General features: G+C 69.3%; 27 protein-coding genes. 19 read left to right on the top strand and 8 right to left on the bottom strand.

The window, feature by feature from the left end:
* Positions 1-167: 167 nt before the first annotated feature.
* The 3 genes from AC1HFH_RS21815 to AC1HFH_RS21805 all read right to left on the bottom strand — a co-directional run bounded on the left by AC1HFH_RS21815 (position 168) and on the right by AC1HFH_RS21805 (position 4,842).
* A complete protein-coding gene (locus AC1HFH_RS21815; RefSeq protein WP_480244644.1) occupies positions 168-2,201 on the bottom strand; it encodes an ATP-dependent DNA helicase in 2,034 nt (677 codons plus the stop codon).
* A gap of 723 nt (positions 2,202-2,924) precedes the next feature.
* Complete coding sequence (locus tag AC1HFH_RS21810; RefSeq protein WP_480244643.1) at positions 2,925-3,494, bottom strand: isochorismatase family protein; 570 nt, start codon at positions 3,492-3,494, stop codon at positions 2,925-2,927.
* A 94-nt stretch (positions 3,495-3,588) separates the two neighbouring features.
* The gene (locus tag AC1HFH_RS21805; RefSeq protein WP_480247938.1) at positions 3,589-4,842 is read right to left on the bottom strand and encodes a nicotinate phosphoribosyltransferase; all 1,254 of its coding nucleotides are present in this window, start codon (positions 4,840-4,842) and stop codon (positions 3,589-3,591) included.
* Between the two features lie 158 nt (positions 4,843-5,000).
* Here AC1HFH_RS21805 and clpS point away from each other — a divergent pair, with 158 nt between their 5' ends.
* From clpS to rdgB, 10 genes are all read left to right on the top strand, one after another.
* A complete protein-coding gene (gene clpS, locus AC1HFH_RS21800; protein WP_480244642.1) occupies positions 5,001-5,321 on the top strand; it encodes an ATP-dependent Clp protease adapter ClpS in 321 nt (106 codons plus the stop codon).
* A 199-nt stretch (positions 5,322-5,520) separates the two neighbouring features.
* Positions 5,521-6,090 (top strand): oxidative stress transcriptional regulator AosR, encoded by a 570-nt coding sequence (gene aosR, locus AC1HFH_RS21795; RefSeq protein WP_480244641.1) that lies wholly within the window; start codon positions 5,521-5,523, stop codon positions 6,088-6,090.
* Between the two features lie 34 nt (positions 6,091-6,124).
* On the top strand, positions 6,125-7,186 hold the full coding sequence (locus tag AC1HFH_RS21790; protein WP_480244640.1) for a P1 family peptidase: 1,062 nt from the start codon (positions 6,125-6,127) through the stop codon (positions 7,184-7,186).
* A gap of 154 nt (positions 7,187-7,340) precedes the next feature.
* Entirely contained in the window at positions 7,341-7,760 is a 420-nt protein-coding gene (locus tag AC1HFH_RS21785; protein ID WP_480244639.1) for a M67 family metallopeptidase, read from the top strand.
* Between the two features lie 47 nt (positions 7,761-7,807).
* The gene (locus AC1HFH_RS21780) at positions 7,808-8,095 is read left to right on the top strand and encodes a MoaD/ThiS family protein (protein ID WP_480244638.1); all 288 of its coding nucleotides are present in this window, start codon (positions 7,808-7,810) and stop codon (positions 8,093-8,095) included.
* A 3-nt stretch (positions 8,096-8,098) separates the two neighbouring features.
* Positions 8,099-9,061, top strand: a complete 963-nt coding sequence (locus AC1HFH_RS21775) for a PLP-dependent cysteine synthase family protein (protein ID WP_480244637.1) — start codon at positions 8,099-8,101, stop codon at positions 9,059-9,061.
* A 560-nt stretch (positions 9,062-9,621) separates the two neighbouring features.
* A complete protein-coding gene (locus AC1HFH_RS21770; protein ID WP_480244636.1) occupies positions 9,622-10,335 on the top strand; it encodes a rhomboid family intramembrane serine protease in 714 nt (237 codons plus the stop codon).
* A 69-nt stretch (positions 10,336-10,404) separates the two neighbouring features.
* On the top strand, positions 10,405-11,169 hold the full coding sequence (locus tag AC1HFH_RS21765; protein WP_480244635.1) for a cyclic nucleotide-degrading phosphodiesterase: 765 nt from the start codon (positions 10,405-10,407) through the stop codon (positions 11,167-11,169).
* Positions 11,170-11,494: 325 nt separating this feature from the next.
* Entirely contained in the window at positions 11,495-12,265 is a 771-nt protein-coding gene (rph, locus tag AC1HFH_RS21760; RefSeq protein ID WP_480244634.1) for a ribonuclease PH, read from the top strand.
* Between the two features lie 2 nt (positions 12,266-12,267).
* On the top strand, positions 12,268-12,876 hold the full coding sequence (gene rdgB, locus AC1HFH_RS21755) for an RdgB/HAM1 family non-canonical purine NTP pyrophosphatase (protein WP_480244633.1): 609 nt from the start codon (positions 12,268-12,270) through the stop codon (positions 12,874-12,876).
* A 19-nt stretch (positions 12,877-12,895) separates the two neighbouring features.
* On the opposite strand, the gene AC1HFH_RS21750 is transcribed toward rdgB, so the two are convergent.
* Both AC1HFH_RS21750 and AC1HFH_RS21745 read right to left on the bottom strand, forming a co-directional pair.
* Positions 12,896-14,923 carry an MDR family MFS transporter gene (locus tag AC1HFH_RS21750; RefSeq protein WP_480244632.1) on the bottom strand — a complete coding sequence of 676 codons (2,028 nt, stop codon included), beginning with the start codon at positions 14,921-14,923 and terminating at the stop codon, positions 12,896-12,898.
* Between the two features lie 75 nt (positions 14,924-14,998).
* Entirely contained in the window at positions 14,999-15,631 is a 633-nt protein-coding gene (locus tag AC1HFH_RS21745; RefSeq protein ID WP_480244631.1) for a TetR/AcrR family transcriptional regulator, read from the bottom strand.
* A gap of 104 nt (positions 15,632-15,735) precedes the next feature.
* On the opposite strand from AC1HFH_RS21745, the gene AC1HFH_RS21740 reads away from it, so the two are divergent.
* From AC1HFH_RS21740 to AC1HFH_RS21715, 6 genes are all read left to right on the top strand, one after another.
* Positions 15,736-16,650, top strand: coding sequence for a sigma-70 family RNA polymerase sigma factor (locus AC1HFH_RS21740; protein ID WP_480244630.1), 915 nt, complete (start codon positions 15,736-15,738; stop codon positions 16,648-16,650).
* Between the two features lie 42 nt (positions 16,651-16,692).
* The gene (locus AC1HFH_RS21735) at positions 16,693-17,577 is read left to right on the top strand and encodes an oxidoreductase (protein WP_480244629.1); all 885 of its coding nucleotides are present in this window, start codon (positions 16,693-16,695) and stop codon (positions 17,575-17,577) included.
* A gap of 140 nt (positions 17,578-17,717) precedes the next feature.
* Positions 17,718-18,185 (top strand): transcriptional regulator, encoded by a 468-nt coding sequence (locus AC1HFH_RS21730; RefSeq protein WP_480244628.1) that lies wholly within the window; start codon positions 17,718-17,720, stop codon positions 18,183-18,185.
* Complete coding sequence (locus AC1HFH_RS21725; protein WP_480244627.1) at positions 18,182-18,553, top strand: DUF3817 domain-containing protein; 372 nt, start codon at positions 18,182-18,184, stop codon at positions 18,551-18,553. Before AC1HFH_RS21730 ends, AC1HFH_RS21725 begins: the two co-directional genes overlap by 4 nt.
* A 118-nt stretch (positions 18,554-18,671) precedes the next feature.
* The gene (locus tag AC1HFH_RS21720) at positions 18,672-19,313 is read left to right on the top strand and encodes a PadR family transcriptional regulator (protein ID WP_480244626.1); all 642 of its coding nucleotides are present in this window, start codon (positions 18,672-18,674) and stop codon (positions 19,311-19,313) included.
* 174 nt (positions 19,314-19,487) lie between these two features.
* A complete protein-coding gene (locus AC1HFH_RS21715; RefSeq protein WP_480244625.1) occupies positions 19,488-20,693 on the top strand; it encodes an FAD-dependent monooxygenase in 1,206 nt (401 codons plus the stop codon).
* On the opposite strand, the gene AC1HFH_RS21710 is transcribed toward AC1HFH_RS21715, so the two are convergent.
* The 3 genes from AC1HFH_RS21710 to AC1HFH_RS21700 form a co-directional block, all read right to left on the bottom strand.
* A complete protein-coding gene (locus AC1HFH_RS21710; RefSeq protein WP_480244624.1) occupies positions 20,674-20,898 on the bottom strand; it encodes a hypothetical protein in 225 nt (74 codons plus the stop codon). The two genes, AC1HFH_RS21715 and AC1HFH_RS21710, sit on opposite strands and share 20 nt — an antisense overlap.
* 32 nt (positions 20,899-20,930) lie before the next feature.
* Positions 20,931-21,707, bottom strand: a complete 777-nt coding sequence (locus AC1HFH_RS21705; protein ID WP_480244623.1) for an HNH endonuclease family protein — start codon at positions 21,705-21,707, stop codon at positions 20,931-20,933.
* A gap of 139 nt (positions 21,708-21,846) precedes the next feature.
* Positions 21,847-22,503 (bottom strand): phosphate signaling complex PhoU family protein, encoded by a 657-nt coding sequence (locus AC1HFH_RS21700; protein ID WP_480244622.1) that lies wholly within the window; start codon positions 22,501-22,503, stop codon positions 21,847-21,849.
* A 134-nt stretch (positions 22,504-22,637) separates the two neighbouring features.
* Here AC1HFH_RS21700 and AC1HFH_RS21695 point away from each other — a divergent pair, with 134 nt between their 5' ends.
* The 3 genes from AC1HFH_RS21695 (at position 22,638) to AC1HFH_RS21685 (ending at position 25,644) form a co-directional block, all read left to right on the top strand.
* Positions 22,638-23,735, top strand: coding sequence for a calcium:cation antiporter (locus AC1HFH_RS21695; RefSeq protein WP_480244621.1), 1,098 nt, complete (start codon positions 22,638-22,640; stop codon positions 23,733-23,735).
* A gap of 196 nt (positions 23,736-23,931) precedes the next feature.
* Positions 23,932-24,777: an MlaE family ABC transporter permease gene (locus AC1HFH_RS21690; RefSeq protein WP_480244620.1), complete on the top strand. Its 846-nt coding sequence runs from the start codon at positions 23,932-23,934 to the stop codon at positions 24,775-24,777.
* Positions 24,778-25,644, top strand: a complete 867-nt coding sequence (locus tag AC1HFH_RS21685) for an MlaE family ABC transporter permease (RefSeq protein ID WP_480244619.1) — start codon at positions 24,778-24,780, stop codon at positions 25,642-25,644. It begins immediately after the preceding gene.
* Position 25,645 lies beyond the last annotated feature (1 nt).

The following is a 25,645-nucleotide window of genomic DNA, read 5'->3' as shown; positions in this document are numbered from 1 at the left end:
TTCGCTCGAGTGGGGTGGTGGGCCCGGCGATGGTGTCCTCACGCCGGCTGCAGGGGACCGGCGTGAGGACCGGCGGGCGCGGCGGCAGGGAATTGAGGGGGGCCGCCGCACCCCACTTCAATCTAATTCCATCCGGAAATTTATGCCAGTAGGTGCTGCTGCGCGGGTCAGCCGGTCGCGGTGAGCCGGCCCAGCGCCTTGACCACCACATCGGGATCGGCGGTCTCCCAGTACGGCGGCAGCGACGCGCGCAGATACCCGCCGTAGCGGGCGGTGGCCAGCCGGGAGTCGAGCACCGCCACCACGCCCCGGTCGTCCACACTGCGCAACAACCGGCCGGTGCCCTGCGCCAGCAGCAGCGCCGCATGATTCGCGGCCACCGCCATGAAGCCGTTGCCGCCCCGCGACTCGACCGCGCGTTGCCTGGCGGTGAGCAACGGGTCGTCCGGCCGGGGGAACGGGATCCGGTCCAGGATCACCAGGCTCAGTGACGGCCCCGGGACGTCCACCCCCTGCCACAGCGTCAGCGTGCCGAACAGCGAGGTCTCCGGTTCGTCGGCGAACCGGCGCACCAGGGCACCCATCGAATCGTCGCCCTGGCACAGCACCGGGGTGGCCAGGCGTTGCCGCAGCGCTTCGGTCGCCGCCTTCGCGGCCCGCATCGACGAGAACAACCCCAGCGTGCGACCACCCGCCGCGGTGATCAGCCGTTCGATCTCGTCGAGATAGGCCGGGGCCAGGCCGTCGCGGCCGGGCGGCGGCAGGTGGCGGGCCACATAGAGGATCCCGGCGCGGGCATGATCGAACGGGGAGCCGACATCCAGGGAACTCCAGCGCACCGATTCGGCATCCGACGGGGCCGCGCCGCCGTTGGCCAGCGCGGGGTCCACAGTGCGCCCGGTCGCGGCGGGCAGGCCCCAGGTGGCGGCCAAGCCGTCGAACGATCCGCCCAGTTGCAGGGTCGCCGAGGTGAGTACCACGGTGGCGGTACCGAACAACCGGCTACGCAGCAGCCCGCCGACCGACAGCGGGGCCATGTGCAGCACCCGGCGGGCCACCCCGCGCACCTCGTCGGCGGACAGCCACAGGACATCGCGGCGGGCCGCCGGATCCTCCTGCTCGAACGCGGTCAGTGCCCGTACGGCGGTGTCGTGCACCTCTTCGACCGCGGCCAGCGCCTGGTTGCGGGTGGCCGCATCGTCGCCCTGCGGGGTGCCGCCCTGCGGCGCCAGCGCGGTCCGCGCATTCCACGCCGCATCCCGGATCAACGCCAGCACCGGAGCGATCCCCTCCGGCAGCTGATCCCAGCGCCCCGGCGGCAGCTGGTCGAGCGCTTCGTGGAACGCCTCCGAGGCGCCTTCCAGGCGGTCGACCTCCTGCTCGTCGATGAGCTTCGCGCAGCGGCGAGCCGCCGCGCTGATCGCCGCCGCACCGAGTTCGGCGGTGGCCACCCCGGTGACCCGGTCCACCAGCTCGTGGGCTTCGTCGATGACCACCACATCGTGCTCCGGCAACACCTGGATCCCGCTGATCGCGTCGATGGCCAGCAGCGCGTGGTTGGTCACCACCACGTCGGCCTGGGCGGATTCGGTCCGCGCCCGCTCGGCGAAACAGTCCTGGCCGAACTGGCAACGCGACTTGCCGAGACATTCCCGCGAGGACACACTCACCTGCCGCCAGGCCCGATCGCTCACCCCCGGGGCCAGCTCGTCCCGGTCACCGGTCTCCGTATCCGAGGCCCATTCGTTGACCCGCTGGACCTCCCGGCCCAGCCGCGACACTGCGAAGGCGTCGAACAGCTCCGCTTCCTCCGGCTCCTCCGGCACCGCACTGTTGATCTTGTTCAGGCACAGGTAGTTGTTGCGGCCCTTCAGGATGGCGAACTGCGGCGTCCGGCCCAGAGCCGGCGCCAGCGCCTGTGCCAACCGCGGCAGATCCCGGTCCACCAGCTGCCGCTGCAGCGCAATCGTCGCCGTCGACACCACCACCGTGCGCCCCGTCCGCACCGCATGCCGCAGACTCGGCACCAGATAGGCCAGCGACTTGCCCGTCCCGGTACCCGCCTGCACCGCGAGATGCTCCTTGGTGTCGATGGCGTGGTCGACGGCATTCGCCATCGTGGTCTGCCCGGTACGTTCCGTCCCGCCGAGCGCTTTCACAGCGGAGGCGAGCAGCTCGGAAACAGCAGGAAGTTCGGCCACCCGGGCAGACTACCGGCCCACCCCGACAGTGTTGGATGGTCGCGGCTCCGCCGCTCCGTGTTCGCGGCCCTGGGGGCCTCGCATCCGAGCACTCGAGACTCGAGCCTTCGGCTCATGCGCTTTCGAGTACTCGGGTGCGAGGCGGGCCGCGAACTCCTCGCTCCTCGGAGTCGCTCCGTGCGGCGTTGCGAAACCGCGCACGTACGTTTCAGCAGCACGTTGCCCGGGCCGAGCCGCCCGCTTTGCCGGTGAGGGAGTTCTGGTGGCGGTGGCTACTCGGGCGATGCCGCCACCACAGCTCCCTCGACTGGTCTAGGTCGCCCTCGGGGCGCTCGGCCCGGTGTCGGGCGAGGGGTGTGAACGTAGGTTTCGGCGGCCCGTGCCTCCGGGCCGAGCCGCCCGTTTTGCCGGTGAGGGAGTTGTGGTGGCGGTGGGTACTCGGGTGATGCCGCCACTACAGCTCCCTCGGCTGGTCTAGGTGGGTGTGAGGGGCGTTCCGTGGGGGGTGGGTGGGGCGGATTCGGCGTTTTCCGTTGCTGCGGTGGACTCGGGGAGCTTCTGTTCGGGGCTCGGGATTGCGGGTGGCGGTGTTCGGGGTGGAAGTCGCGTGGCAGCTGTTCCCGCCGGTCCGCATGGAGTCTCCCGTGGCGGCCGGGCAACGCTGTGGGCTCCGTGGGCGGTCGGGTTCGGGGCGCTACTCCCGGTCTGGTGTTCGTTCACGGGTCAGGGGACGGTGCCGGACAGTTCTACGCCGGCCGCGCGGAGGGCGGTGAGGGCCTGGGCGGTGGTTGCCGGGGCGACGGCGGCGGTGTGGTCGAGGCGAACGCGGGTGGTGAAGCCTTCGGTGCGGGCATCCAGGGCGGTGGCACGGACGCAGTGGTCGGTGGCGATGCCGACGATGTCGACCGAGTCGATATCGCGGGCGCGGAGCCAGTCGGCCAGGGGTGTGCCGTCCTCGGTTTCGCCCTCGAAACCCGAGTAGGCGGCGGTGTAGGCGCCCTTGGCGAACACCTCCTGGACCGGTGCGGTGTCCAGGTCCGGATGGAACTGGGCACCGGGGGTGCCGGCCCGGCAGTGCGGTGGCCAGGTGTCGACGAAATCGGGCCGGTCCGAGAAATGTGCGCCCGGATCGATGTGCAGATCCTTGGTGGCGACGATCGCGTCGTATCCGCTTGCCTCATCGGCGAGCAAGCGCGAGATCCGGGCGGCGGTCGCGGCGCCGCCGGTGACGGCCAGCGAACCGCCCTCACAGAAGTCGTTCTGGACATCGACGATGATCAGACCACGTGGCATCGGTCCCACTCCTCATCTTCGATCGCATCCGATCACTTGCCGGTTCGGCCCCATTCTCCGCTCGACCGCCCGGTCCGGCCACCTCGCCGGGCGATCAGTCGATGAAGGTGGTGGGCAGGGCGGGGTCACCGGCGGACAACTTGAGCCCCTCCCACGGCAGGCTCACCAGCCCCCGGGCGACCCGGTCCCGGGCCTCGGCCAGGGTGGGTTCGGCGCAGGCGCGGCCGCCACGCAGCAGCGGCACCGACAGTTCCCGGGCCGTCAGACCGGCCGGGGTGGCGGGCGGGCCGTCCGCCACCCGGTACACCACCTCCTCGACCACCGTGCCGGTCGGTCGGGCGAACCGCAGTGCGCGCTTGGCGCCGCCCCGGGACTGCTTGTGGCTGCTGCGTTTGGCCACCGGCAGGCCGTCGACCTCGACCAGCTTGTACACCATCCCGGCGGTGGGCGCCCCGGACCCGGTGACCAGCGCGGTGCCGACACCGTATGCATCGACCGGTTCGGCGCGCAGTCCCGCAATCGAGTATTCGTCCAGATCTCCCGACACCACGATCCGCGTGTTGCGGGCGCCCAGCGCATCGAGCTGCTGCCGGACCTGGCGGGCCAGGACGCCGAGGTCGCCGGAATCGATGCGCACCCCGCCCAGTTCCGGGCCGGCGACCTCGACGGCGGTGGCGACGCCCCGGGTGATGTCGAACGTGTCGACCAGCAGCGTGGTGCCGGTACCGAGCCGGTCGATCTGACTGCGGAAGGCCGCCGCCTCGTGCGCGCCGTCGGGACCGCTGTGCAGCAGCGTGAACGCATGGGCGCTGGTCCCGGCGCCGGGGACCCCGTAGCGCCGGACCGCCTCCAGATTCGAGGTCGCGTCGAAGCCGGCGAGATAGGCCGCCCGGGCGCTGGCGGGGGCGGCCTGTTCATGGGTGCGCCGCGACCCCATCTCGATCATCCGCCGCCCGGCTGCGGCGCTCACCATCCGCGCCGCCGCCGACGCGATGGCGCTGTCGTGGTTGAGAATCGACAGGACCAGCGTCTCCAGGATCACGCATTCGGCGAAGGTGCCGTGCACGGACAGGATCGGCGAACCGGGGAAGTAGAGCTCCCCCTCGGCGTAGGCATCGATATCGCCGCCGAAGCGGTAGTCGCGCAGCCAGTCGACGGCCGCGGGATCGAGGAACTCCTCGACGACGGCCAGTTCGTCGGGACCGAACCGGAACTGTTCCAGCGCGGTGAGCAGCCGCCCGACACCCGCGACCACGCCGTATCGGCGCCCGTGCGGCAACCGGCGGGCGAACACTTCGAAGGTGCAGCGCCGCCCGGCGGACCCGTCGGCCAGCGCGCCGGCCAGCATGGTGAGCTCGTACTGGTCGGTCAGCAGCGCGGTACTGACCGAGCCGTCGCAGGTGTCCACGCCGCCCACTGTAGCCAGTGCCGGAGCCGGTGCCGGTGTACCGAAACGAGCACGGTGTGGGTGTTGTTTCTCCGCGCGTGCGTCGTACCCTGAGTGGTATGGCCCTGTGCGAGATGAACAACACGCTGTCGGCGGCACAGGCGACCCCCGAGGCCATCGAATACACCGAGATCCTCGAGGCGGAGGACCGCCCGTGGGTCACTGTGGTCTGGGACGATCCGGTGAACCTGATGCACTACGTGACCTACATTTTTCAGAAGCTCTTCGGCTACAGCAAAGCCAAGGCGACCGAATTGATGCTGCAGGTGCACAACGAGGGCAAAGCCGTGGTTTCCTCCGGCTCGCGGGACAAGATGGAACAGGATGTGCGGCGCCTGCACGCAGCCGGCCTGTGGGCGACCATGCAGCGGGACGACTGACTCCGGCGGGCCGGAGGCGGTAGCGGAGCGTGGCCACGGAGGCCCTCGGAGGTCGGTCGCATCGGATACCGCTGACTCCGGCGGGCCGGAGGCGGTAGCGGAGCGTGGCCACGGAGGCCCTCGGAGGTCGGTCGCATCGGATACCGCTGACTCCGGCGGGCCGGAGACGGCCGCGGCGACGAGGGACTACCGTGGCGTCGTGCGAAAGTGGAGCCGGAAGAACTCGCTGAGCGGACCGAAACTGCGGTCCGAAATGGACGCGCACGAAGCAACGGTGCTGCGCCAACTGGTGGCCGCCGTCTCCGGTCTGCTCACCGAGCGCGCCTCGGGCGCACCGGACGACGAACTCGCCGCCCTGACCGGAATGAACACCGGCAACAGTGCACCGCCCGACGACCCGCAGCTGGCCCGGCTGCTACCCGACTTCCATCGAGCCGAACCCGGTTCCCCCGATGCCGCGCGCGCCGATCTCAACAGCGCGCTGCGGTCGCTGTACGAACCGGAGATCATCGAGGCCAAGCTGGCGGCCGGTGCGGTGGTTCTGGAAACCGTGCCGGAGGCCGGTGGCCGGGTGGTGTTGACACCGGAACAGGCCGATGCCTGGCTGGCCGCGCTGACCGACGTCCGGCTCGCCCTCGGTACCGCGCTCGACGTCACCGACGACACGCCGGAACATCTGGATCCCGACGATCCGCGGGCTCCGCATCTGGACATCTATCACTGGCTGACCTGGATGCAGGATTCCCTGCTGCAGGCACTGGCCCCGTGAACGGATCGGTTCCCCGGAGAAAGGAGCGCCGATCATGACCGTCAGCGCCGGAGCGCGCAATGCTCTCACCGATGTCACCGGCGTCCTGGTCGGCCATCATCACCGGCTCGACCCCGATGCGGGCCCGGGAATCGGGGCTGCCACCGGATGCACGGTGGTACGGGTGCCGGGTGGTGCGACGGCGGCGGTCGATGTCCGCGGTGGCGGCCCGGGCACTCGGGAAACCGATCTGCTGGACCCGGGCAACACGGTGCGGCAACTGCACGCCGTGCTGCTGTCCGGCGGCAGTGCCTACGGCCTGGCGGCCGCCGACGGGGTGATGACCTGGCTGGAGGAACACGGCGAGGGAATCCCGATGGATCCTGCCGACCCCACCCGGGTGGTGCCGATCGTGCCGGGCGCAGTGATCTTCGACCTCCCGGTCGGCGACTGGGGGATTCGCCCCACCGCCGAGTTCGGTTATCGGGCCGCCGGTGCTGCCGCCGAGGAATTCGCTCGTGGCTCGGTCGGCGCCGGTGCCGGGGCTCGGGCCGGTGCCGTCAAGGGCGGCGTCGGATCGGCGAGCCTGGTCCTTTCCGAAGGTGCCGCGGCAGGTGTGACGGTGGCCGCGCTGGTGGTCGCCAATCCGGTGGGTTCGGTGTTCGATCCGCGGACCGGGCTGCCGTGGGGGACCGGGACGGACGGGCCGGAATTCTTCGGGCTGCGCCCGGGCACCGAGGCCGAACTGGCGCGAGCCGACGAGCTGCCCGGTAAGGGCACGGTGCTCAACACCACCATCGGTGTCGTCGCCACCGATGCGGCCCTGGACCCGGCCGGCTGCCGACGCATCGCGGCTGCCGCGCAGGACGGGCTGGCCAGGGCCATCCGCCCGGTGCATTCCCCGCTGGACGGAGACACCCTGTTCGTACTGTCCACCGGCGCCCGCACCACACCTGCGCCCGGGCTGCCGCCCGCTTTTCCCGCCGATCTGCTGGTGCTCGACGCGCTCTGCACGGCCGCCGCCGTCGCGGTGGAACGGGCCGTCGTCGATGCGGTGTGTTCCGCCACCGCCGTGGCCGGCATCCCTGCCTATCACGACCTGTTCCCGCGGCACTGACCACCTCGGCGGGCGAGCCGAGAGCGGGGCCGGGCGCGTCGACCGGGGAATATCCACATAGGGTGGGCAGTTGTCGACGTGGTGACCGGGTGATCGCACCGACCGGAGGTGGGTCGCCGCGGTACACGGAGTTCGTAGACCGGAAGGGCATGCTGTGCTGGTGATCAGAGCCGACCTCGTAACGGCGATGGTGGCGCACGCGCGAGCCGATCACCCGGACGAGGCCTGCGGGATCATCGCGGGCCCGGAAGGGTCGGATCGGCCGGAGCGGTTCGTCGCGATGATCAACGCGGAGCGCTCGCCGACGTTCTATCGATTCGACTCCGCCGAGCAGTTGCGGGTGTGGCGGGAGATGGACGATGCCGACGAGGCGCCGGTGGTGATCTACCACTCGCACACCGCCACCGAGGCCTATCCCAGCCGCACCGATGTGTCCTTCGCCGCCGAACCGGACGCCCACTACGTCCTGGTGTCGACCCGGGACCCCGAAGAGCACGAGTTTCGCAGCTACCGGATCGTCGACGGGGTGGTCACCGAGGAGCCGGTGAAGATCGTCGATTCCTACGGCGACTGAGCCGCAGGACAGTCAGCAAGAGTTTCGTTTCCTACCGAGGAGTTCCGATGTCGGTAACCGTGTCCATCCCGACCATCATGCGTGGCCTGACCGGCGGCGAGAAGCGGGTGCAGGCCGAGGGCAGCACCCTGGCCGCACTCATCGAGAACCTGGACGCGAACCATCCGGGCCTGGCCGAGCGGCTGCTCAAGGACGGCAAGCTGAACCGGTTCGTCAACATCTACGTCGACGACGAGGACGTCCGGTTCTCCGGCGGCCTCGACTCGGAGGTGCCCGCGGACGCCTCGGTCACCATCCTGCCCGCCGTGGCCGGCGGCAGCCGCGACGCGGACTGACTCGTGGCGCGGTACGAATCGCTGATCGCCACGCTCGGCAACACACCGCTGGTCGGGCTGCGCAACCTCTCCCCGCAATGGGAGGGTGAGCACCCGGTGCGGTTGTGGGCCAAGCTGGAGGACCGCAACCCGACCGGTTCGGTGAAGGACCGGCCGGCGCTGCGGATGATCGAACAGGCCGAGGCGGACGGGCTGCTGCGGCCGGGCTGCACCATCCTGGAGCCGACCAGCGGCAACACCGGTATCTCGCTGGCCATGGCCGCCAAACTCAAGGGCTACCGGCTGATCTGCGTCATGCCCGAGAACACCTCGGTGGAACGGCGTCAGCTGCTCACCATGTTCGGCGCCGAGATCATCGATTCCCCGGCGGCCGGTGGCTCCAATCAAGCTGTCGCGCTGGCGAAGGAGATCGCCGCCGAGCACCCGGACTGGGTGATGCTGTACCAGTACGGCAACCAGGCCAATGCGCTCGCCCACTACGAGGGCACCGGCCCGGAGATCTACGCCGACCTGCCCGAGATCACCCATTTCGTCGCGGGCCTCGGCACCACCGGGACCCTGATGGGCACCGGCCGGTTCCTGCGCGAGAAGGTGCCCGGAATCGAGATCGTCGCCGCCGAACCCCGGTACGGCGAACTGGTCTACGGCCTGCGCAACATCGACGAGGGATTCATCCCGGAGCTCTACGACGAAACCGTGCTCACCTCCCGGTTCTCGGTGGGGCCCTACGACGCGGTTCGCCGGACCCGGGAGCTGGTCGGCGAGGAAGGCATCTTCGCCGGAATCTCCACCGGCGCCATCCTGCACGCCGCCCTCGGCGTCGGCAAAAAGGCGCTCCGGGCCGGTAAACGAGCAGACATCGCCTTCGTCGTGGCCGACGGCGGCTGGAAGTACCTGTCGACCGGCGCCTACGACGGCACCCTGGAAGAAGCCGAGGAGCGCCTCGACGGCCAACTCTGGGCTTGAGCTGTGTTCGATGGCGCCGCCTCCGGCGTCGCGTGTTCGCGGCCCTAGGGGGCGAGGCGGGCCGCGAACTCCTCGCTCCTCGAGGTCGCTCCGTGCGGGGTTGCGTTGCGCGCAACCTTACGTGTCGGCGGCCCGTGCTTCCGGGCCGAGCCGCCCCGCTTTGCCGGTGAGGGAGTTGTGGTGGCGGTGGCTACTCGGGCGATGCCGCCACCACAGCTCCTTCAGCTGGTCTTCCTGCGGAGTTGCGTGGGCCCCATCCGGCGTTTCGGTAGTTGCTGCGGCCACTGGGACGTCTCGGTTGTCCGGCCCTCGGGCCGGCGGCTCGCGGTTCGATGCTCGGGCGTGGCTGGGCCCCGGTCGCTGCCCGAGGCCGGCCCGAGCCGGATTCGGAGGCCGTCGGTCCTTGCATTGATTCGTGCCGTCTTGCATCGCCGGTGATGCACGACGGCGCGTTTCGGTGCACGCTTGTGGGCATCTGCCGGTGGGGTGTGTGCCGGGTGTGGCAGTGCCGGGATCGGTACGCTGGGAAGGGTCGAGTTCTTCCGGGCAGGAGAGTGCAGATGACCGGTGGTGCAGGGATGGGGCCCTCGTTCGATCCGGCTCGGATCGCGGCGCTGCGCGGGGAGGTGTCCGGTGGCAGGCGTTCGGACGCACCGGCGAGCCGAGCTGCGGCGCTGCGGGCGCGCTGGTTGTGGTCGGGGCTGCTGATCGGCGGTTTCGTCCTGCTCCTGTACGCCGTCGAAGCGGTCGACGCAGCGAGCTCCCGGCAGCTCGACGCCGCCGGGATCGAGCCGCGCGAGCTCGACGGCCTCGACGGAGTGCTGTGGGCACCGCTGCTGCATGCCGGGTGGGGGCATCTGCTGGCGAATACGCTCCCGCTGCTGGTGCTCGGGTTCCTGGTGCTGGCCTCGGGGATCGCCCGGGGGCTCGCGGCCACCGCCGCCATCTGGTTCGTCGCCGGTATCGGTACTTGGCTGACCGGGGCGCCGGGCAGCCTGCACGTCGGGGCATCGTCGCTGGTATTCGGCTGGTTGACGTTCCTGATCTGCCGCGGCTGGTTCACCCGGCACCCCGGCCAGATCGTGCTCGGTCTGGTGGTCCTGGTGCTGTACGGCTCCCTGCTGTGGGGTGTGCTGCCAGGACAGCCCGGGATTTCTTGGCAGGGCCATCTTTTCGGGGCCGTGGGTGGAGTGGTTGCCGGCTGGGTACTCTCTGGCAATGAACGTCGACGCCGCCGTGGAACACCGGCTGCCCGCTCAGCGAGCGTGCGGTAACCCGGGGTCCGGAATGGGAAATGGGGGGATCCTGCATTGACTACCGATCCGTCGTGGCAGCATGGGGAAATGCGCCTTACCGTCCTCGGGTGCTCGGGCAGTGTGTCCGGCCCGGACTCCCCAGCGTCGGGTTATCTGCTGACCGGCCCGGATATGAAGCCGACCGTCATCGATTTCGGGCCGGGCATCTTCGGTGCGCTGCAGCGCTACCTGAACCCGGGTGACGTCGACATCTTCCTGACCCACCTGCATGCCGACCACTGCCTCGATCTGCCCGCCCTGCTGGTGTGGCGCCGTTACCACCCGAACCCGCCGGTCGGCCGGGCGCTGGTGCGTGGTCCGTCCGATGCGCCGCTGCGGATCGGCAACGCCTCCGCCGAGGTCGGCGGCGAGACCGACAACTGGTCGGATGTCATCGACGCGCAGCCGTGGGTCGAAGGCGAAGCCGTTCCGTTCGGGCCCGGCCACACCGTGCTGGCGCGGCGGATGTACCACCCGCCGGAGTCGTACGGCCTGCGGATCACCACCGCCACCGGCCGGGTGTTCGTCTACACCGGCGACACCGCGATGTGCGATGCGGTCGTCGAGCTGGCCGAAGGCGCCGACGTGCTGATGTCGGAGGCCTCCTGGACCCACGACCCGGCCAACCGGCCACCGGGGATCCACCTGTCCGGTACCGAGGCCGGTGAGATCGCCACCCGGGCCGGAGTGAAGGAACTGCTGCTCACCCACATCCCGCCGTGGACGTCCCGGGAAGATGTCATCGCCGAAGCGAAGGCCGCCTTCGCCGGCCCGGTCCACGCGGTGTCCCCCGGCGAGACCTTTAGTGTCTGATGGCCGAGCTCCGCTCGGGTGCGGACCAGGCCCTATTAACCCCTCGAATCAGCCCTCGAGACTCGCGCCTTCGGCGCATGCGCTTCGAGGGCTGATTCGAGGGGCGGGCCTGGTCGTCGCTCGTAAGACTCGCTCCCGACGGGGTTGCGTCGGGAGCGGAGTCGGCCCTGCGGCTCTAGGGTGCACAGGTGATGCTGCCGGGCCCACGATTCGTACCGCCATCGACAGGTTCGAGGATGAAGTCCGTTGCCGCGGACGGGCCCGGATCACCTGCCCGGCCAACCCGTCGTCGTGAGCATTCCTGTGCACCAATAGACTCCCCGGCATGTCTAGGCGAGCCGATGGCAGGGCGGACGACGAGCTCCGCGAGGTACGGATCACCCGGGGGTTCACCACGCATCCGGCGGGGTCGGTGCTGGTGGAGTTCGGGCAGACCCGGGTGATGTGCACGGCCAGCGTCACCGAGGGGGTGCCGCCGTGGCGCCGGGACTCCGGGCTGGGCTGGCTGACCGCCGAATACGCGATGCTGCCGGCCGCCACGCACACCCGTAGTGGGCGTGAGTCGGTGAAGGGCAAGGTCGGCGGCCGCACCCAGGAGATCAGCCGGCTGGTCGGTCGTTCCCTGCGGGCCTGTATCGACCTCGCCGCGATCGGGGAGAACACCATCGCCATCGACTGTGATGTGCTGCAGGCCGACGGCGGTACCCGGACGGCCGCGATCACCGGCGCCTATGTGGCGCTGGCCGATGCGGTCACCTACCTGGGTGCGGCGGGCGCGCTGGCCGACCCGCAGCCGATCTCGTGTGCGATCGCCGCCGTCAGTGTCGGCGTGGTGGACGGACGGGTACGGCTGGACCTGCCCTACGAGGAGGACTCCCGCGCGGAGGTCGACATGAACGTGGTGGCCACCGACACCGGCACCCTGGTCGAGATCCAGGGCACCGGTGAGGGTGCGACGTTCCCCCGGTCCACGCTGGACAAGCTGCTGGATTCGGCGCTGGCCGGCTGCGAGCAGTTGTTCGAGGTGCAGAAGGCCGCCTTGGCCGAGCCGTACCCGGGTGAGCTGCCCGAGCCCGACCCGGCGAAGCGGAAGTAGCCGTGGCCCGGCAGGTGCTGGTGGCCAGCCGCAACGCCAAGAAACTGCGCGAGTTGCGGCGGATCCTGGCCGAGGCGGGTGTCGAGGGCCTGGCGGTGCTCGGACTCGACGACGTTCCCGCATACGAGGAGGCCCCGGAAACCGGCGCGACCTTCGAGGAGAATGCGGCGGCCAAGGCCAGGGACGGTGCCGCCGCCACCGGATTGCCGTGTGTGGCCGACGATTCCGGGCTGACGGTGGACGCGTTGAACGGGATGCCGGGGGTGCTGTCGGCTCGCTGGGCGGGCCGGCACGGTGACGACGCCGCCAACAACGCGCTGCTGCTCGGTCAGCTGTCCGATGTACCGGACGAGCGGCGCGGTGCCCGGTTCGTCTCGGTCTGCGCGCTGGCTGTTCCGGGCGGCGAGGTCACGCTCGCCCGCGGGGAATGGCCGGGCCGGATCGCCCGGACTCCGGCCGGTGCCGGTGGTTTCGGCTACGACCCGCTGTTCCTGCCCGAGGACGCCACCGGCAGTGCGGCCGAACTGGAGCCGGAGGAAAAGGACGCGCGCTCCCATCGTGGCCGGGCCCTGCAACAGCTGTTGCCGACTCTGGTGGCGCTGACCGAGTGATGCGGCACGGCCGCCGGTCTCATTGTGCGATCGGCGGCCGGTCGGTGTCCTGATCCAGCAGTTCGGCGGCGATCCGGGACAGTGCCCGGTCCATGAGTTCGCGTTCCGACGGATCGGCACAGTTCCAGTCGTCGAGGCGATCACCCAGCCAGCGACGCCAGCCGGCGCGCAGCAGATCCACTTCGGTTCGGCCGCGGTCGGTGAGGGTGAGCCGACCGGCCTCGTCGGTCAGGTAGTCCTCGGCCGCGACGGTCCGGAAGATCGGCGCCAGTATTTCCACCGGGATCCGGTGCCGGAAGGCGATGTCGTGCAAGGTGGCCGAGCCGCGCACCTTCTCGTGCAGATAGACCTGTCCGAGCGCCCAGGCCTCGGCGATGCCGAGTGAGCTGCCGGCGGCTGCCAGCACTTGTCGGGTGAGTACTCCGTCGGCCCGGGCCCGCTGCACCGTCGTTGCGACGGCTCGCTCCAGCTGCACCACCCGGTCCTGGGAGTCGGGCACCGCGAAGCCTTCGCCGACATCACCGGCACCGTGCCGGGCACTGTCGTGCAGCCGGACCTGCGGCAGGAACCAAGCGATGACGAAACCGGCCAGTGCGACCGGCACCACCCAGCGGAAGACGTGGTCGATCGAGGCCGCATAGGCGTCGATGATCGGGGCGGCCTGCTGGGCGGGCAGTTCGCGCAGCTGTTGCGGGTCGGTCACCGCGGCCGGCGGAACGCCGGGCACCTCGCGCACCGCTTCGGCCAGCGCCGGTTCCAGCCGGTTCGTGTAAAGGGTGCCGAACACTGCGGTGCCGAAGGCGCTGCCCAGCGTGCGGAAGAAGGTCACTCCCGAGGTGGCGGCCCCGAGGTCGGCATAGGGCACCGTGTTCTGCACGACGATGGTGAGCACCTGCATCGCCGATCCGATGCCGAGCCCGAGGATCAGCATGTACAGCGATTCCTGCCAGGTGGGGGTGCCCGGTCCCATCGTCGACATCAGGCCCAGGCCGAGCGCCATCACCGCGGTGCCGACGATCGGGAAGTACCGGTACTGCCCGGTTTTCCCGACGACCTGGCCGGACAGGATAGAGGTGATGAACAGCCCGACTACCAGCGGCAGTGTCCGCAGCCCGGAGACGGTGGCCGAGACGCCGTCCACATACTGCAGATAGGCGGGCAGATAGGTCATCGATCCGAGCATGGCGAAGCCCACGATGAAGCTCAGGATCGAGGACACCGTGAACACCCGGGCGCCGAACAGGCGCATCGGCAGCATCGGCTCCGCGGCATGCTGCTCCACCCGCACGAATGCGGTGATCAGCACCGCGGCGGCCAGGAACAGTCCGATGATCTGCCAGGACAGCCACGGATATTCGGTGCCACCCCACTCCAGGCCGAGGATCAGTGCGCTCACCCCGAGTGCGACCAGCCCGATGCCCAGATAGTCGACGATCGGCCGCACCACCGCCCGGACCTCCGGCAGCGTTCGGGCGGCGACCGCGATCATCAGCACGGCCAGCGGGACATTGATGTAGAAGCACCAGCGCCAGCTCGCATGGTCGGTGAACAGTCCGCCCAGGGTCGGGCCGAGCACGGTGGTGACACCGAAGACAGCGCCCAGCGCGCCCTGGTATTTGCCCCGGTCACGCAGTGGGATGGTGTCGGCGATCAATGCCATCGAGGTCACCATCAACCCGCCCGCGCCGATGCCCTGGACGGCGCGGGCCAGCACCAGCATCACCATGCCCCCGGCGAGCCCGGCGATCGCCGAACCGGTGATGAAGATCAGTGCGCTGAGCTGGAAGATCAGTTTGCGGCCGAACAGGTCGCCGAGTTTCCCGGCCAGTGCCGTGGCAACCGCCTCCGCGAGCAGATATGCCGTCACCACCCAGGCCATATGCCCGGCGCCGCCCAGGTCGGCGACGATGGTCGGCAACGCGGTCGAGACGATGGTCTGGTCCAGGGCGGCCATCAGCATCCCGAGCACGATGGTGGCGAAGACCAGGTTGGTCCTCGACCTGCTCATCGGCTCGGCAGGCTCGTCGGTGGAAACGCGACCGGTCACGAGGCCCAGTATGGGTGCACCGCCATCCCCGCCACGGTCAGTGACACGGCACAGGTTCGCGGTTCGTGCCGCCGTTCAGCGGACCGCGTAGGTGCCCAGACTCGGCTCCAAGGTGGCGAAAGCCTCGCCGATCCGGGCCTGCACGGCCGCCGCGAGATCGGGATTCGGTTCGCCGGCGAGGGTGCGTCGCATGGTCTCCTCGAACAGCACCCGATGCACCCCGGCCAGGAGCGCGGCCGCCACCCGGGGCCGCAGGTCTCCGGGTGGCGCCCCGGTTTCCGATGCCAGCGCCCGGGCCAGCGCTGACTCCCGCTCGTCGTGGAACTCCCGCAGCCGGGCGGTCAGGGCGGGGCTCGCGTCGATCATCCGGGCGAACTCGGGCCCGCTGAACCCCACCACCGGGTCCTGGGCGGCGACCGCCGCGAGGTAGGTCCGGCGCAGGGCGGCCAGCGCCGATTCGCCGGGTGCGCGATCCCGGACCGCCTGCGCGAGCTGTTCGGTGTACACCGGGCCCAGATCCAGCGCCAGGTCTTCCTTGCGGGGGAAGTAGTTGGTCACCGTCATCTTGGCGACCTCGGCCGCGGCGGCGATATCGGCGATCGTCACCCGGTCGAAGCCGCGCTCCAGGAACAGCCGGGTGGCGGTGTTGGAGATGTTCTCCCTGGTCTGCTGCTTCTTTCTGGCGCGCAGGCCGTGCTGTTCGGTCATGCCCCGACATTACCGCGTGGCGATCATAAAAAAAGTATTGACATAAAATTAGGTCGGATATAAATTTGTGAGGCTTCGTCCGGCGCTGCTCACCAGGAGGTCCGATGCCTGCAGCTGTCACCACCGATTCCGTTCGCGACTACCTCGCCGCGATCGGGCGAACCCCGCTGCTCACCGCCGATCAGGAGCACGATCTGGCGGTGCGGGTCGCCGCCGGGCGGGCGGCCGCCGCCCGGCTGGTGGAAACTTCGCCCGAGGCGGCCGCATATCACCCGGAGTGGCAGCGCGCCGTGGCCGATGGACTCCGGGCCAAGGATCGGATGGTGCGCGCGAATCTGCGGCTCGTGGTGTCGATCGCCCGCCGGTTTCCGACGACGACCGGTCTGTCCCTGCTGGACCTGATCCAGGAGGGCACGGTCGGGCTGATGCGGGCGATCGACAAGTTCGACCACACCCGCGGGTTGAAGCTGTCGACCTATGCCACCTTCTGGATTCGCCAGGCCATCGGTAAGGCGCTCAACGACCAGGGGCGCACAATCCGGCTGCCCGGCCATGTCGCCGAGGTCCTGCAGCGGGTCACCCGGGCTCGCCGGGTGCTGGCCCAGGAACTCGGCCGGGACCCGCGGATCGCCGAGGTGGCTGCGGCTGCCGATGTTCCGGAGAATCGGGTCGCCGAGCTGCTCCGGCTGGAGCCGGAGCCGGCCTCGCTGCACACGCCGGTGGGGGAGGACGGCGGGGAACTCGCCCAGCTGCTTCCGGATTGTGGTCCGGCGCCCGATGTGGTGGCAACGACGAGTCTGCGGCGCGGGTATGTCGACAGCGCATTGGCCACCTTGACCGACCGGGAGTCGGCGGTCCTGCGTTTGCGGTTCGGCTTCGACCGGGCCGACGCCCGCACGCTCGCCGAGGTGGGTGCCGAACTGGGGGTTTCCCGGGAGCGGGCGCGGCAGATCGAGGCCAAGGCGCTGGGCAAGCTGCGCCGGCCGGGCTGTGCCCGGGCGCTGGCCGAGTTGCTGTGAGTGCCCCTTCCGCTGGATCTTACTCGAGAGTAAGGTCGCCGTATGGCGTGGAAACCTCGCGATATCGCGGATCAGAGTGGCCGGACCTTCGTGATCACCGGGGCCAACGGCGGCCTCGGTGTCGAAACCACCCGGGTGCTGGCCGCCCGGGGCGCGACGGTGGTGATGGCCTGCCGGAACGTGTCCAAAGCCCAGCAGCTCGCCGACGAGATACCCGGCGACGTCCGGGTACGGGCGTTGGACCTGGCCGACCTGGGCTCGGTGCGGGCCTTCGCCGACGGGCTCGGTGCCTTCGATGTGCTGATCAACAACGCCGGTCTGATGAACATCCCGTTCGCCCGTACGGTCGACGGGTTCGAGATGCAGTTCGGCGTGAACCATCTGGGCCACTTCGCCTTGACCGGCCTGCTGCTCGATCGGATCGGCGACCGGGTGGTCACCCTCGCCAGCATCGCGCACAAACAGACCCCGAAATTGTGGATCGACGACCTGAACTACGAGAACCGGCGCTACCAGCGCAATCTCGCCTATGCGCAGGCCAAGCTGGCGAACCTGATGTTCGGTCGCGAACTGCAGCACCGGCTGCGGGAAGCGGGTGCACCGCAGCGTTCCTACGTCGTCCATCCCGGCGTCTCGGCCACCGATCTGTTCGCGCGGACCGAGACCCCGCTGGACCGGATCAGCAAACCGGTGATCCGGCTGGTCGGGCACCCGCCGGCCCGGGCGGCGCATTCCACCCTGTTCGCCGCCACCGACCCGGCGGCCGACCCGGAGGTGTACTGGGGCCCGAATCGCTGGTTCCAGTCCCAGGGGCCGGTGGAGTCCTGCCCGTCCAGCCGGATCTCGCGGAGCCGGGAGCTGCAGCGGCGGCTGTGGGCGGAATCGGAGCGGATGACCGGCATCAGCTACGCATTCCAGACCGCCTGATCCGGTGCCGGGCCGGTCGGTCGGAGGAGCACGGCCGCGCCGGGGCCGGGTGTCCCGGTGGCGGTAGCGGAGCGTGACCGGCGCCTCGAGCCGGTCACCTGTTCCTACGTCGTTTGTAGTAGGCGAGTACCGTGGTCGACGTGTCCGATTCATCGCGCCGCCCGGGGTACAACCGCCCGGCTCTGATCGCGCTGGTCATCGTCGCGGCGCTGGGGTGCCTCGGCCTGGCCTGGTGGCAGTGGGAGCGGTTCGAATCGGCGTCCGGTACCGGCCAGAATCTCGGCTATGCCCTGCAGTGGCCGTTGTTCGCCGCGTTCGCGGTGTTCGCCTACTTCCGATTCGTCCGGCTCGAGCGGGAGGCGGTCGAACAGCAGGAGGCGGACGCCGAATCCGGTTCCGGCGGTTCGTTCCCGCGACGCTCCGTATCCCGGGACGACCGGCCCCGGGAAATTCCCGCCGGTCTGCTGCCGGAACGGCCGAAAGCCCCCCGCGCCGACGATCCCGAGCTCGCCGAGTACAACCGGTACCTCGCGGAACTGCATGCCGGCGATATCGATGCGCAGGTCCGCTCGGCCGGCCTGCACGCCCCCGAGAGGAGCGCCGGTTGAGCGCCACCGAGGACACCGCCCCCACCACCACCGGCCCGCAGCAGGCACCTGCCGCCGGGAACGGCAAGATCGCCGGTGCGCTGCTGCGGTACCGCGTCCTGGCCTGGGTGACCGGTCTGTGGCTGCTGCTGCTGACCGTCGAGATGATCGCGAAGTACATCTTCGGTGCCGACACCCCGAGCTGGATCGCGGTGGTGCACGGCTGGGTGTACTTCGTCTATCTGCTGGTCACCGCGGACCTGGCCGTGAAGGTGCGCTGGCCGATCGGCCGCACCGTCGGCACCCTGCTCGCCGGCACGGTCCCGCTGCTCTCGTTCTTCGTCGAACACCGCAACGCCGCCGAGATCAAGCGCACCTACGGACTCTGAGGCCCGGCCCGGCGGGCGGCGCCGCTCCGATCTGTCCGGTTCCCGTCGACCACGCCTGGCCACAAGTTGCTCGTAGGCGTATATTCGTAGACGAGTATTCGGCCGCGAGGGAGGTGTCATGGCGACCAAGCGCAAGGTGAACAACCTGCTCGCGTTGGCGGTGCTCTCCGTCATGACGGACCGGCCGATGCACCGCTACGAGATCGCGGCCACGTTGCGCGCCCGGGGAAAAGACCGGGACATGGACATCAAGTGGGGCTCGCTCTACACAGTGGTGCAGAACCTCGACCGGGCGGGATTCCTGGAGGTGGTCGGCAGCGAGCGCGACGGCGCCCGGCCCGAGCGGGTGATCTATGCGATCACCGAGGCGGGCCGCGCCGAGCTGGTCGACTGGACGCGGGAACTACTCGCCTGCCCCGAACCCGAATACCATCGTTTCACTGCAGGCCTGTCGATCCTGGCGGCCCTGCCGCCCGAAGACGTGGCCGATCTACTGGATCGCCGGGTGGCCGCGCTGCAGCGCACCATCGACGACACCACCACCGAACTGGCCGAGGTCCGCGAGACCGGGTTACCGCGGTTGTTCACCGTCGAATCCGAGTACGGACTGGCCATGCTGCGGGCCGAAGCCGACTGGACCCGGTCACTTCGGGACGAGCTGCGGGCCGGTTCGTTCCCGGATCTGGACCGATGGCGGGATTTCCATTTGAACGGTCCCGCTCGGAAGCTGGGAGGGGAGGGTGAACCGGCCGAAGACTGACCGACCATTGTGAACAACCGTGCTCGGTGGCGTGCGGCAACACGCCACCGAGCACAGCAACCGTCTCGAACCGTCCCGCGCGAGTCGCGCACCCGGCCACGAGGCTGGCACCTACAGAGTAGCCGGGTGCGGCTGCGGCGGCGGTTCGACCATGTCCCTGAACGGAGTCGAACCATGTCCGATATCAGAACCGCCCTGGTCATCGGCGGCGGGATCGCCGGGCCGGTGACCGCGACCGCCCTGCACGCTGTAGGCATCGATGCCCGGATTCACGAGGCCTATCCCGGGCCGTCCGACGGGATCGGGTCCGGGCTCGCCCTGGCCCCCAACGGAATGGCCGCACTCGATATCGTCGGGGCAGGCGATGCAGTGCGCGGCATTGCGGTACCGGTGACCGGGATGCGGCTGGCCGTCGGCGACCGAGTGCATCGTGTGCCCGGTTTGCCCGATCAACCGCCGCTGCAGGTCGTCGATCGCGGCGAATTGCACCGGACGTTGCACGATCACGCAGTCGCCGCCGGGGTGCCGTTCAGCTACGGCAAACGGCTCACCCATGTCGACGAGCAGGCCGACGCGATCACGGCACATTTCGCCGACGGCAGCACGGCCACTGCGGACATTCTGATCGGTGCCGACGGCATCCGCTCGACCGTTCGCGGCCTGATCGACCCGGCGGCGCCCGGGCCGCACTACACCGGGATGCTCGGCTTCGGTGCGCGTATCGCAAGCGATCGGGACCTGCCGGCCGACACAATGACCTTCGCGTTCGGATCCCGGGCCTACTACCTGTACTGGCAGGCCGGGGACGGCACGGTCACCTGGGGTGCGAATCTTCCGCACGCCGAATATCTCTCGCTCGCCGAGGCGCGGGAGCTCGGTGCCGACCACTGGTTGCCGATCCTGCGCGAAACCTACGCGGGTGACGACCCGGGCGGTGAGTTCGTCCGCCGGACCACCGCCGCCGACCTGGAGATCACCGGTGCGTTGCACATCATGCCGCCGGTACCGCACTGGTATCGGGGCCGGATGGTGCTGATCGGGGATGCTGTGCACGCGCCGTCGAACAGTTCCGGCCAGGGCGCGTCACTCGCCATCGAGAGTGGGATCGAGTTGGCGCGCTGCCTGCGGGACCTGTCGGCACCCGCCGCGTTCGCCGCCTACGAGCAGCTTCGGCGCAATCGGGTCGAGTCGATCGCGAACCGGGCGGCGAAGATCAACCGCAGCAAGACGCCGGGGCCGATGGCGCGCCGGATGATGAACGCGCTGCTGCCGCTGCTGGTCCGTACTGTGATGAATCCGGAGAAGACACTCGCCACCGAGCAGCGGTACCGCATCCCCTGGGACGACCGGGTGCCGGAGTTCAGGCCTCGAACGGTATGACGTTGCCGGCACTGTCCCGGTCGTCACCCGAAGCGCTGACAGCCTGCGTCAGTTCGGTGAGCTCGGTCCAGGTGCGGGGCTCGTCGCCGTCGATGTTTCCGATGGTCAGCCAGGTTTCGGTGCCGTGGTAGCGGACCAGGCCGTGCCCGGCAGCGTCGAGCATGAAATCGAGGGCACCGGATACGGTGCCCTCCTCCTCGGTCATCACCGCCGCCTCGGGCAGCTCGGCGAACTCGGCTATCGGCTCTCTCCTCCGCGGGCGCAGTCGGCGGCCGCGGTGCGCAGTGCGGCCTGCTCGTCGGGATCGACGCTCAGCCCGTACTTTAGCTTGACCTGGACGTATCGCCCGACATATTCGCACCGGAATGTCCCGGGCGGCAGATAGTTCGCGACGTCCTGATCGCCCTTGGACCGGTTTGCCGACGGATCGGAGGCCTGCAGGTTCAAGGCGTCGTTGGCGATCCGGCGGCGGGTGTCCTCGTCCAGGGCGTCCGCTCCGGAGCGCCAGGCCTCGGCCAGGGCGACAATATGTTCGGCGTCGACATTCGTCGGATCGGTGATCCACTTGTACGGGCGCATCTCGTCGGTCCGGCGATCGACGAATCCGTAGCCGTCGCGCCAGCCGCCGTCGGCCCCGACGGTCAGATCACAGGTCTGCGGATCCAGCCGGACCGAACCCTCGGCATCGCGCAGCAGCATCACCTCGCGGGTGGTGCATTCGGAGTACCGGGCGAATTCGGTACCGAAACCGTGTTCGGTCACCGCATCGTCCCAGTGCGGGAACGCGTCCCGGTCATAGCCGGACATCGGCGCTTCGGCAACCACCTTCAGTTTCTCCACCTCGGCGGTGACATCGGCGCCGGCCGATGCCGCATCGGCGGTGCCGCCCGGATCGGTGAACCGTTCGGAGAACAGGTAGGTGATACCGATGAGCAGCGCCACCAGCAGCACCGATCCGGCTCGCTTGGTCAGCGGATGAGCGCGTACTACCGACCAGTTGAATCCTGCTGCCATGCCACCACACCACACTTCGCCGGCCCCGTGACCGGTCGTCGCCGAACTCGAACCGGCACAACCTACCTGGCGAGGCTACGACCGAGGTCGTCCGACATGTATGACCTTTCCCACAATGATAGCCGAAAGGTGTTATCCGTCAGCCTGCTTCGGCCTCGGCGGTGGGCGGGATCCCGGTGTCGAGGAAGCGGATCAGCCGTTCGACCCGGCCGGTGTGGTCGATGCAGCGTTCCAGGTGGTTGCCGAGCATGGCCAGGTCGATGGCGGCGGCCGGAGGAAGCGCACACTCCGGATCGGTGATCGCGGTATGCAACCGTTTGTGCAGTACTTCCATTGCCGCGGTCGTGGTTTCGTCGTCATCGCGGAAGTGTCCGGTCGATACGGCCGTACCGGCCTGCGCTACACAGGTGGTCACCAGCCGGCCCATCTCGATCAGCGGATCGAGAATCTTCGGTGGCGCAACGTGTTCCGGGTGCGCGTTGTAGACGTGTCCGGCGGCCTGGTTGGTGAGGTGGCCGATCCGGGACAGCTCACCGGCGATCTGGATCGCGGTCACCACATGCCGCAGATCGCGCGCGACCGGCGCCTGGAGTGCCAGCAGGACGACGGTGCGCGCCTCGGCCGCGGCGTACATCTCCTGTAGCTGCTCGTCGAATGCGAATACCTCGTAGGCGGCGGTGAGGTCGGCATCGGCCAGGGCGTCGGTGACTCGGGCCGCCGTGTCTTCGGCAAGTCTGCACATCCGGGTGAGGTCGTTCGTCAACGCGATGAGTTCGAGGGTGAACTGGGTCCGCACGCGCAAGATTGTTCCCCATCGACGCGGTGCGGGTCGATTCATCGGAAAAGTTGTACCGGCGCCGCGGCGATCCGGGGTGTGAGCTCCGGCGCGGATCGGCCGGTTGCCGGGTGGCAACTGACACCATGGAGACCATGACGGTTGTGCAGGCGATATCGAGATGGACCGTATCCGTGCCGCTGCTGGCGCTGATCGTTCTCCTGGCCACCTGGGGACGCGAGCTGCCCGCGGTCGTGACGGTCCTGGCCGGGATCGCGCTGATCGGTGTGGTGCTCGCGGCGGTGCAGCATGCCGAGGCAGTGGCGCACCGGGTGGGGGAGCCGTTCGGTTCGCTGGTGCTCGCGGTGTCGGTCACCGTGATCGAGGTGGCACTGATCGTCACGATGATGGTGTCGGGTGGGGAGAAGGCAGCGACACTGGCTCGCGACACCGTGTTCGCCGCGGTGATGATCACCTGCAACGGCATCTTCGGGCTGGTGCTGCTGGTGGGCGCATTGCGGCGGCGGGTGGCCGTATTCAACTCCGAGGGGACGGGCGCGGCGCTGGCGACGGTCGCGACCCTGGCGACGCTGAGCCTGGTCCTGCCTGCCTTCACGACCAGCAAGCCGGGGCCGGAGTTCTCGCCCGGGCAGCTGGCGTTCGCCGGTGTCGCCTCGCTGGCGCTGTATCTGCTCTTCGTGCTGGTGCAGACGGTGCGTCACCCGGACGACTTTTTGCCGGTCGAAGGTGACGGCGTGGTCGACGACGAACCCGAGGCGGTGCCCGCGCTACCGGCGCCGAACCCGATGCCGGTCAGTATGGGCTTCCTGTTGCTCTCGCTGGTGTGCGTGGTGGGGCTGGCGAAGGTGATCTCACCGGCCCTGGAACGCGGTGTGGCGGCTGCCGGGCTGCCACTGGCCGCGGTCGGCGTGGTGATCGCCATGCTGGTGCTGCTGCCGGAGACCATCGCGGCATTCAACTCGGCCCGCCGGGACCGCGTGCAGATCGGCTTGAACCTGGCGCTGGGGTCGGCCATGGCCAGTATCGGGCTGACGATTCCGGTGATCGCGCTGGCGATGATCTGGCTGACCGGACCGCTGCTGCTCGGTCTGGGAGCCACGCAGATGGTGCTGCTGGCGCTGACCATCGTGGTGGGCGGGATGACCGTGGTGCCCGGCCGGGCGACGCTGCTGCAGGGCGGCGTGCACCTGGCGATCTTCGGCGCCTTCCTTTTCCTGGCGGCCAGCCCGTAGGGTTGTTGCCGGTATCACATTTCGTTCGATGTGTTCCGGCAGACAATATTTCGGAGACCAGCGTCACACCATCTAAATTTTGTTGTGACGTAGAGTACCTATTACTTTGCTGGAGTTGGCACCGACGCCGAACCAGAGAGTGCGGTATGAACTCCTATCCATCCCGCGCCTCGCGGTCCGCGAGAGGGCATCGCTGATGGCCCCCCGACCCGGAACCGCGACGCGCGACACCGCGATCCAGATCGTCCGCGACAACTTCACCGATACGGTGGTGTCGTCGCTGCGGACCTTCGGGCGCGCGGTGGCCTTGGCCCAGGAATCCGTCTCCGGCGGTGCGAGCGATCTCCTCCGGCGCCGGTTCCAGTGGCGCGAGACGTTGCTGCAGGCCTGGCGGCTGGTCACGGTGACCGCGATCCCCGCGGTGCTGATGGCCATCCCGTTCGGCGTGATCGTTTCGGTGCAGGTCGGCAATCTGATCCACAGCCTCGGCGCGGACTCGATGCTCGGCGCCACCGGCGGGCTGGGCGTGATCAAACAGGGCGCCCCGATCGCCACCGGATTCCTGCTCGGCGGCGCCGGCGCCGCAGCCATCGCCGCCGACCTCGGTGCCCGCACCATCCGCGAAGAGATCGATGCGCTGAACACCATGGGCATCAGCCCGGTGCACCGGCTGGTCATTCCGCGGATGGCGGCGATGATGATCGTCGCGCCGATGCTCAACATCCTGATCATCTTCGTCGGCGTGCTGGCCGGCTATGCCGTGGCGGTCGGCGGCCAGGGTGTGACACCCGGCAGCTATTGGTCCACCTTCGGTGCCTTCGCCACCGCCGGCGATGTCTGGGTGTCCCTGCTGAAGGCGCTGATCTTCGGATTCCTGGTGGTGGTGATCGCCTGTCAGCGCGGGCTCGAAGCCAAGGGCGGGCCACGCGGCGTTGCCGACGCGGTCAACGCGGCGGTGGTGCTCTCGGTGGTCTCGATCGCGATCGTCAACCTGCTCGCCACCCAGATCAGCGCCATGTTCCTACCCACGAAGCTGGCTTAGATGGCAACGTCGTTCTACCTACCGAAACCCCTGGCCTGGGTGCGCCGCCCGGCGCGGGCCGGAAAGCGGCTGACCGCCGGGGTCGAATCGCTCGGCTTCGTCGCCGCCTTCGTCTGGCAGGTGCTGTCGGCGGTGCCGATCACCGTCCGGCGCTACCGTGCCGAAACCATGCGGGCCATCACGGATATGACCTGGGGCCGCGGCTCGGTGATCGTCGGCGGCGGCACCGTCCCGATGATGATCGTGCTCGGCCTGGTCATGGGCGCCTCGGTGGCGGTCGAGGCATTCGCGTCCCTGGACATGCTCGGCATGGGCCCGGTCACCGGCGTCATCTCCGCCTACGCCACCACCCGCGAGCTCGCGCCCATCGCCGCCGCCATCGGCTTCGCCGCCCAGGCCGGCTGCCGCATCACCGCCGAGATCGGCGCCATGCGGATCTCCGAGGAGATCGATGCGATCGAGGCGCTGGGCCTGCGTTCGGTGCCGTTCGTGGTGACCACCCGGGTGATCGCGGGTGCCATCGCGATCGTGCCGACCTTCCTGATCGCGCTGATCCTGTCCTATCTCGCCTGCCGCGGCATGCTGACCCTCGTCTACGGCGAGTCGGCGGGCGTCTACGACCACTACTTCTTCCAGTTCGTCTCGGGATTCGACGTCATCGCCGCGGTGATCAAGGTCGCCATCTTCGGCACCGTCGTGATCCTGGTGCACAGCTACTACGGGTTCTTCGCCACCGGCGGGCCGGAGGGCGTCGGCATCGCCTCCGGCCGGGCGGTGCGGGCCAGCTCCGTCGCGATCGTCGCCATCGACATGGTGCTGTCGATCGTGCTCTGGGGCTTCAACTCGGCGATCAGTTTCACGGGGTGAA

The sequence above is a fragment of the Nocardia sp. KT25-26 genome (assembly GCF_056627695.1).
The sequence above is the reverse complement of the archived record's forward strand: the minus strand, read 5'-3'. Positions and strand labels throughout refer to the sequence as shown.

Coding starts and splice junctions, on each gene's coding strand:
- AC1HFH_RS21720 (WP_480244626.1), top strand. CDS start 18,672: ATGGCGACCAAGCGCAAGGTGAACAACCTGCTCGCGTTGGCGGTGCTC.
- AC1HFH_RS21710 (WP_480244624.1), bottom strand. CDS start 20,898: ATGACCGAGGAGGAGGGCACCGTATCCGGTGCCCTCGATTTCATGCTC.
- AC1HFH_RS21780 (WP_480244638.1), top strand. CDS start 7,808: ATGTCGGTAACCGTGTCCATCCCGACCATCATGCGTGGCCTGACCGGC.
- AC1HFH_RS21790 (WP_480244640.1), top strand. CDS start 6,125: ATGACCGTCAGCGCCGGAGCGCGCAATGCTCTCACCGATGTCACCGGC.
- AC1HFH_RS21695 (WP_480244621.1), top strand. CDS start 22,638: ATGACGGTTGTGCAGGCGATATCGAGATGGACCGTATCCGTGCCGCTG.
- AC1HFH_RS21745 (WP_480244631.1), bottom strand. CDS start 15,631: ATGACCGAACAGCACGGCCTGCGCGCCAGAAAGAAGCAGCAGACCAGG.
- clpS (WP_480244642.1), top strand. CDS start 5,001: ATGGCCCTGTGCGAGATGAACAACACGCTGTCGGCGGCACAGGCGACC.
- AC1HFH_RS21805 (WP_480247938.1), bottom strand. CDS start 4,842: ATGCTGGCCGGCGCGCTGGCCGACGGGTCCGCCGGGCGGCGCTGCACC.
- AC1HFH_RS21770 (WP_480244636.1), top strand. CDS start 9,622: ATGACCGGTGGTGCAGGGATGGGGCCCTCGTTCGATCCGGCTCGGATC.
- AC1HFH_RS21705 (WP_480244623.1), bottom strand. CDS start 21,707: ATGGCAGCAGGATTCAACTGGTCGGTAGTACGCGCTCATCCGCTGACC.
- AC1HFH_RS21740 (WP_480244630.1), top strand. CDS start 15,736: ATGCCTGCAGCTGTCACCACCGATTCCGTTCGCGACTACCTCGCCGCG.
- rph (WP_480244634.1), top strand. CDS start 11,495: ATGTCTAGGCGAGCCGATGGCAGGGCGGACGACGAGCTCCGCGAGGTA.
- AC1HFH_RS21685 (WP_480244619.1), top strand. CDS start 24,778: ATGGCAACGTCGTTCTACCTACCGAAACCCCTGGCCTGGGTGCGCCGC.
- AC1HFH_RS21810 (WP_480244643.1), bottom strand. CDS start 3,494: ATGCCACGTGGTCTGATCATCGTCGATGTCCAGAACGACTTCTGTGAG.
- AC1HFH_RS21690 (WP_480244620.1), top strand. CDS start 23,932: ATGGCCCCCCGACCCGGAACCGCGACGCGCGACACCGCGATCCAGATC.
- AC1HFH_RS21735 (WP_480244629.1), top strand. CDS start 16,693: ATGGCGTGGAAACCTCGCGATATCGCGGATCAGAGTGGCCGGACCTTC.
- AC1HFH_RS21765 (WP_480244635.1), top strand. CDS start 10,405: ATGCGCCTTACCGTCCTCGGGTGCTCGGGCAGTGTGTCCGGCCCGGAC.
- AC1HFH_RS21715 (WP_480244625.1), top strand. CDS start 19,488: ATGTCCGATATCAGAACCGCCCTGGTCATCGGCGGCGGGATCGCCGGG.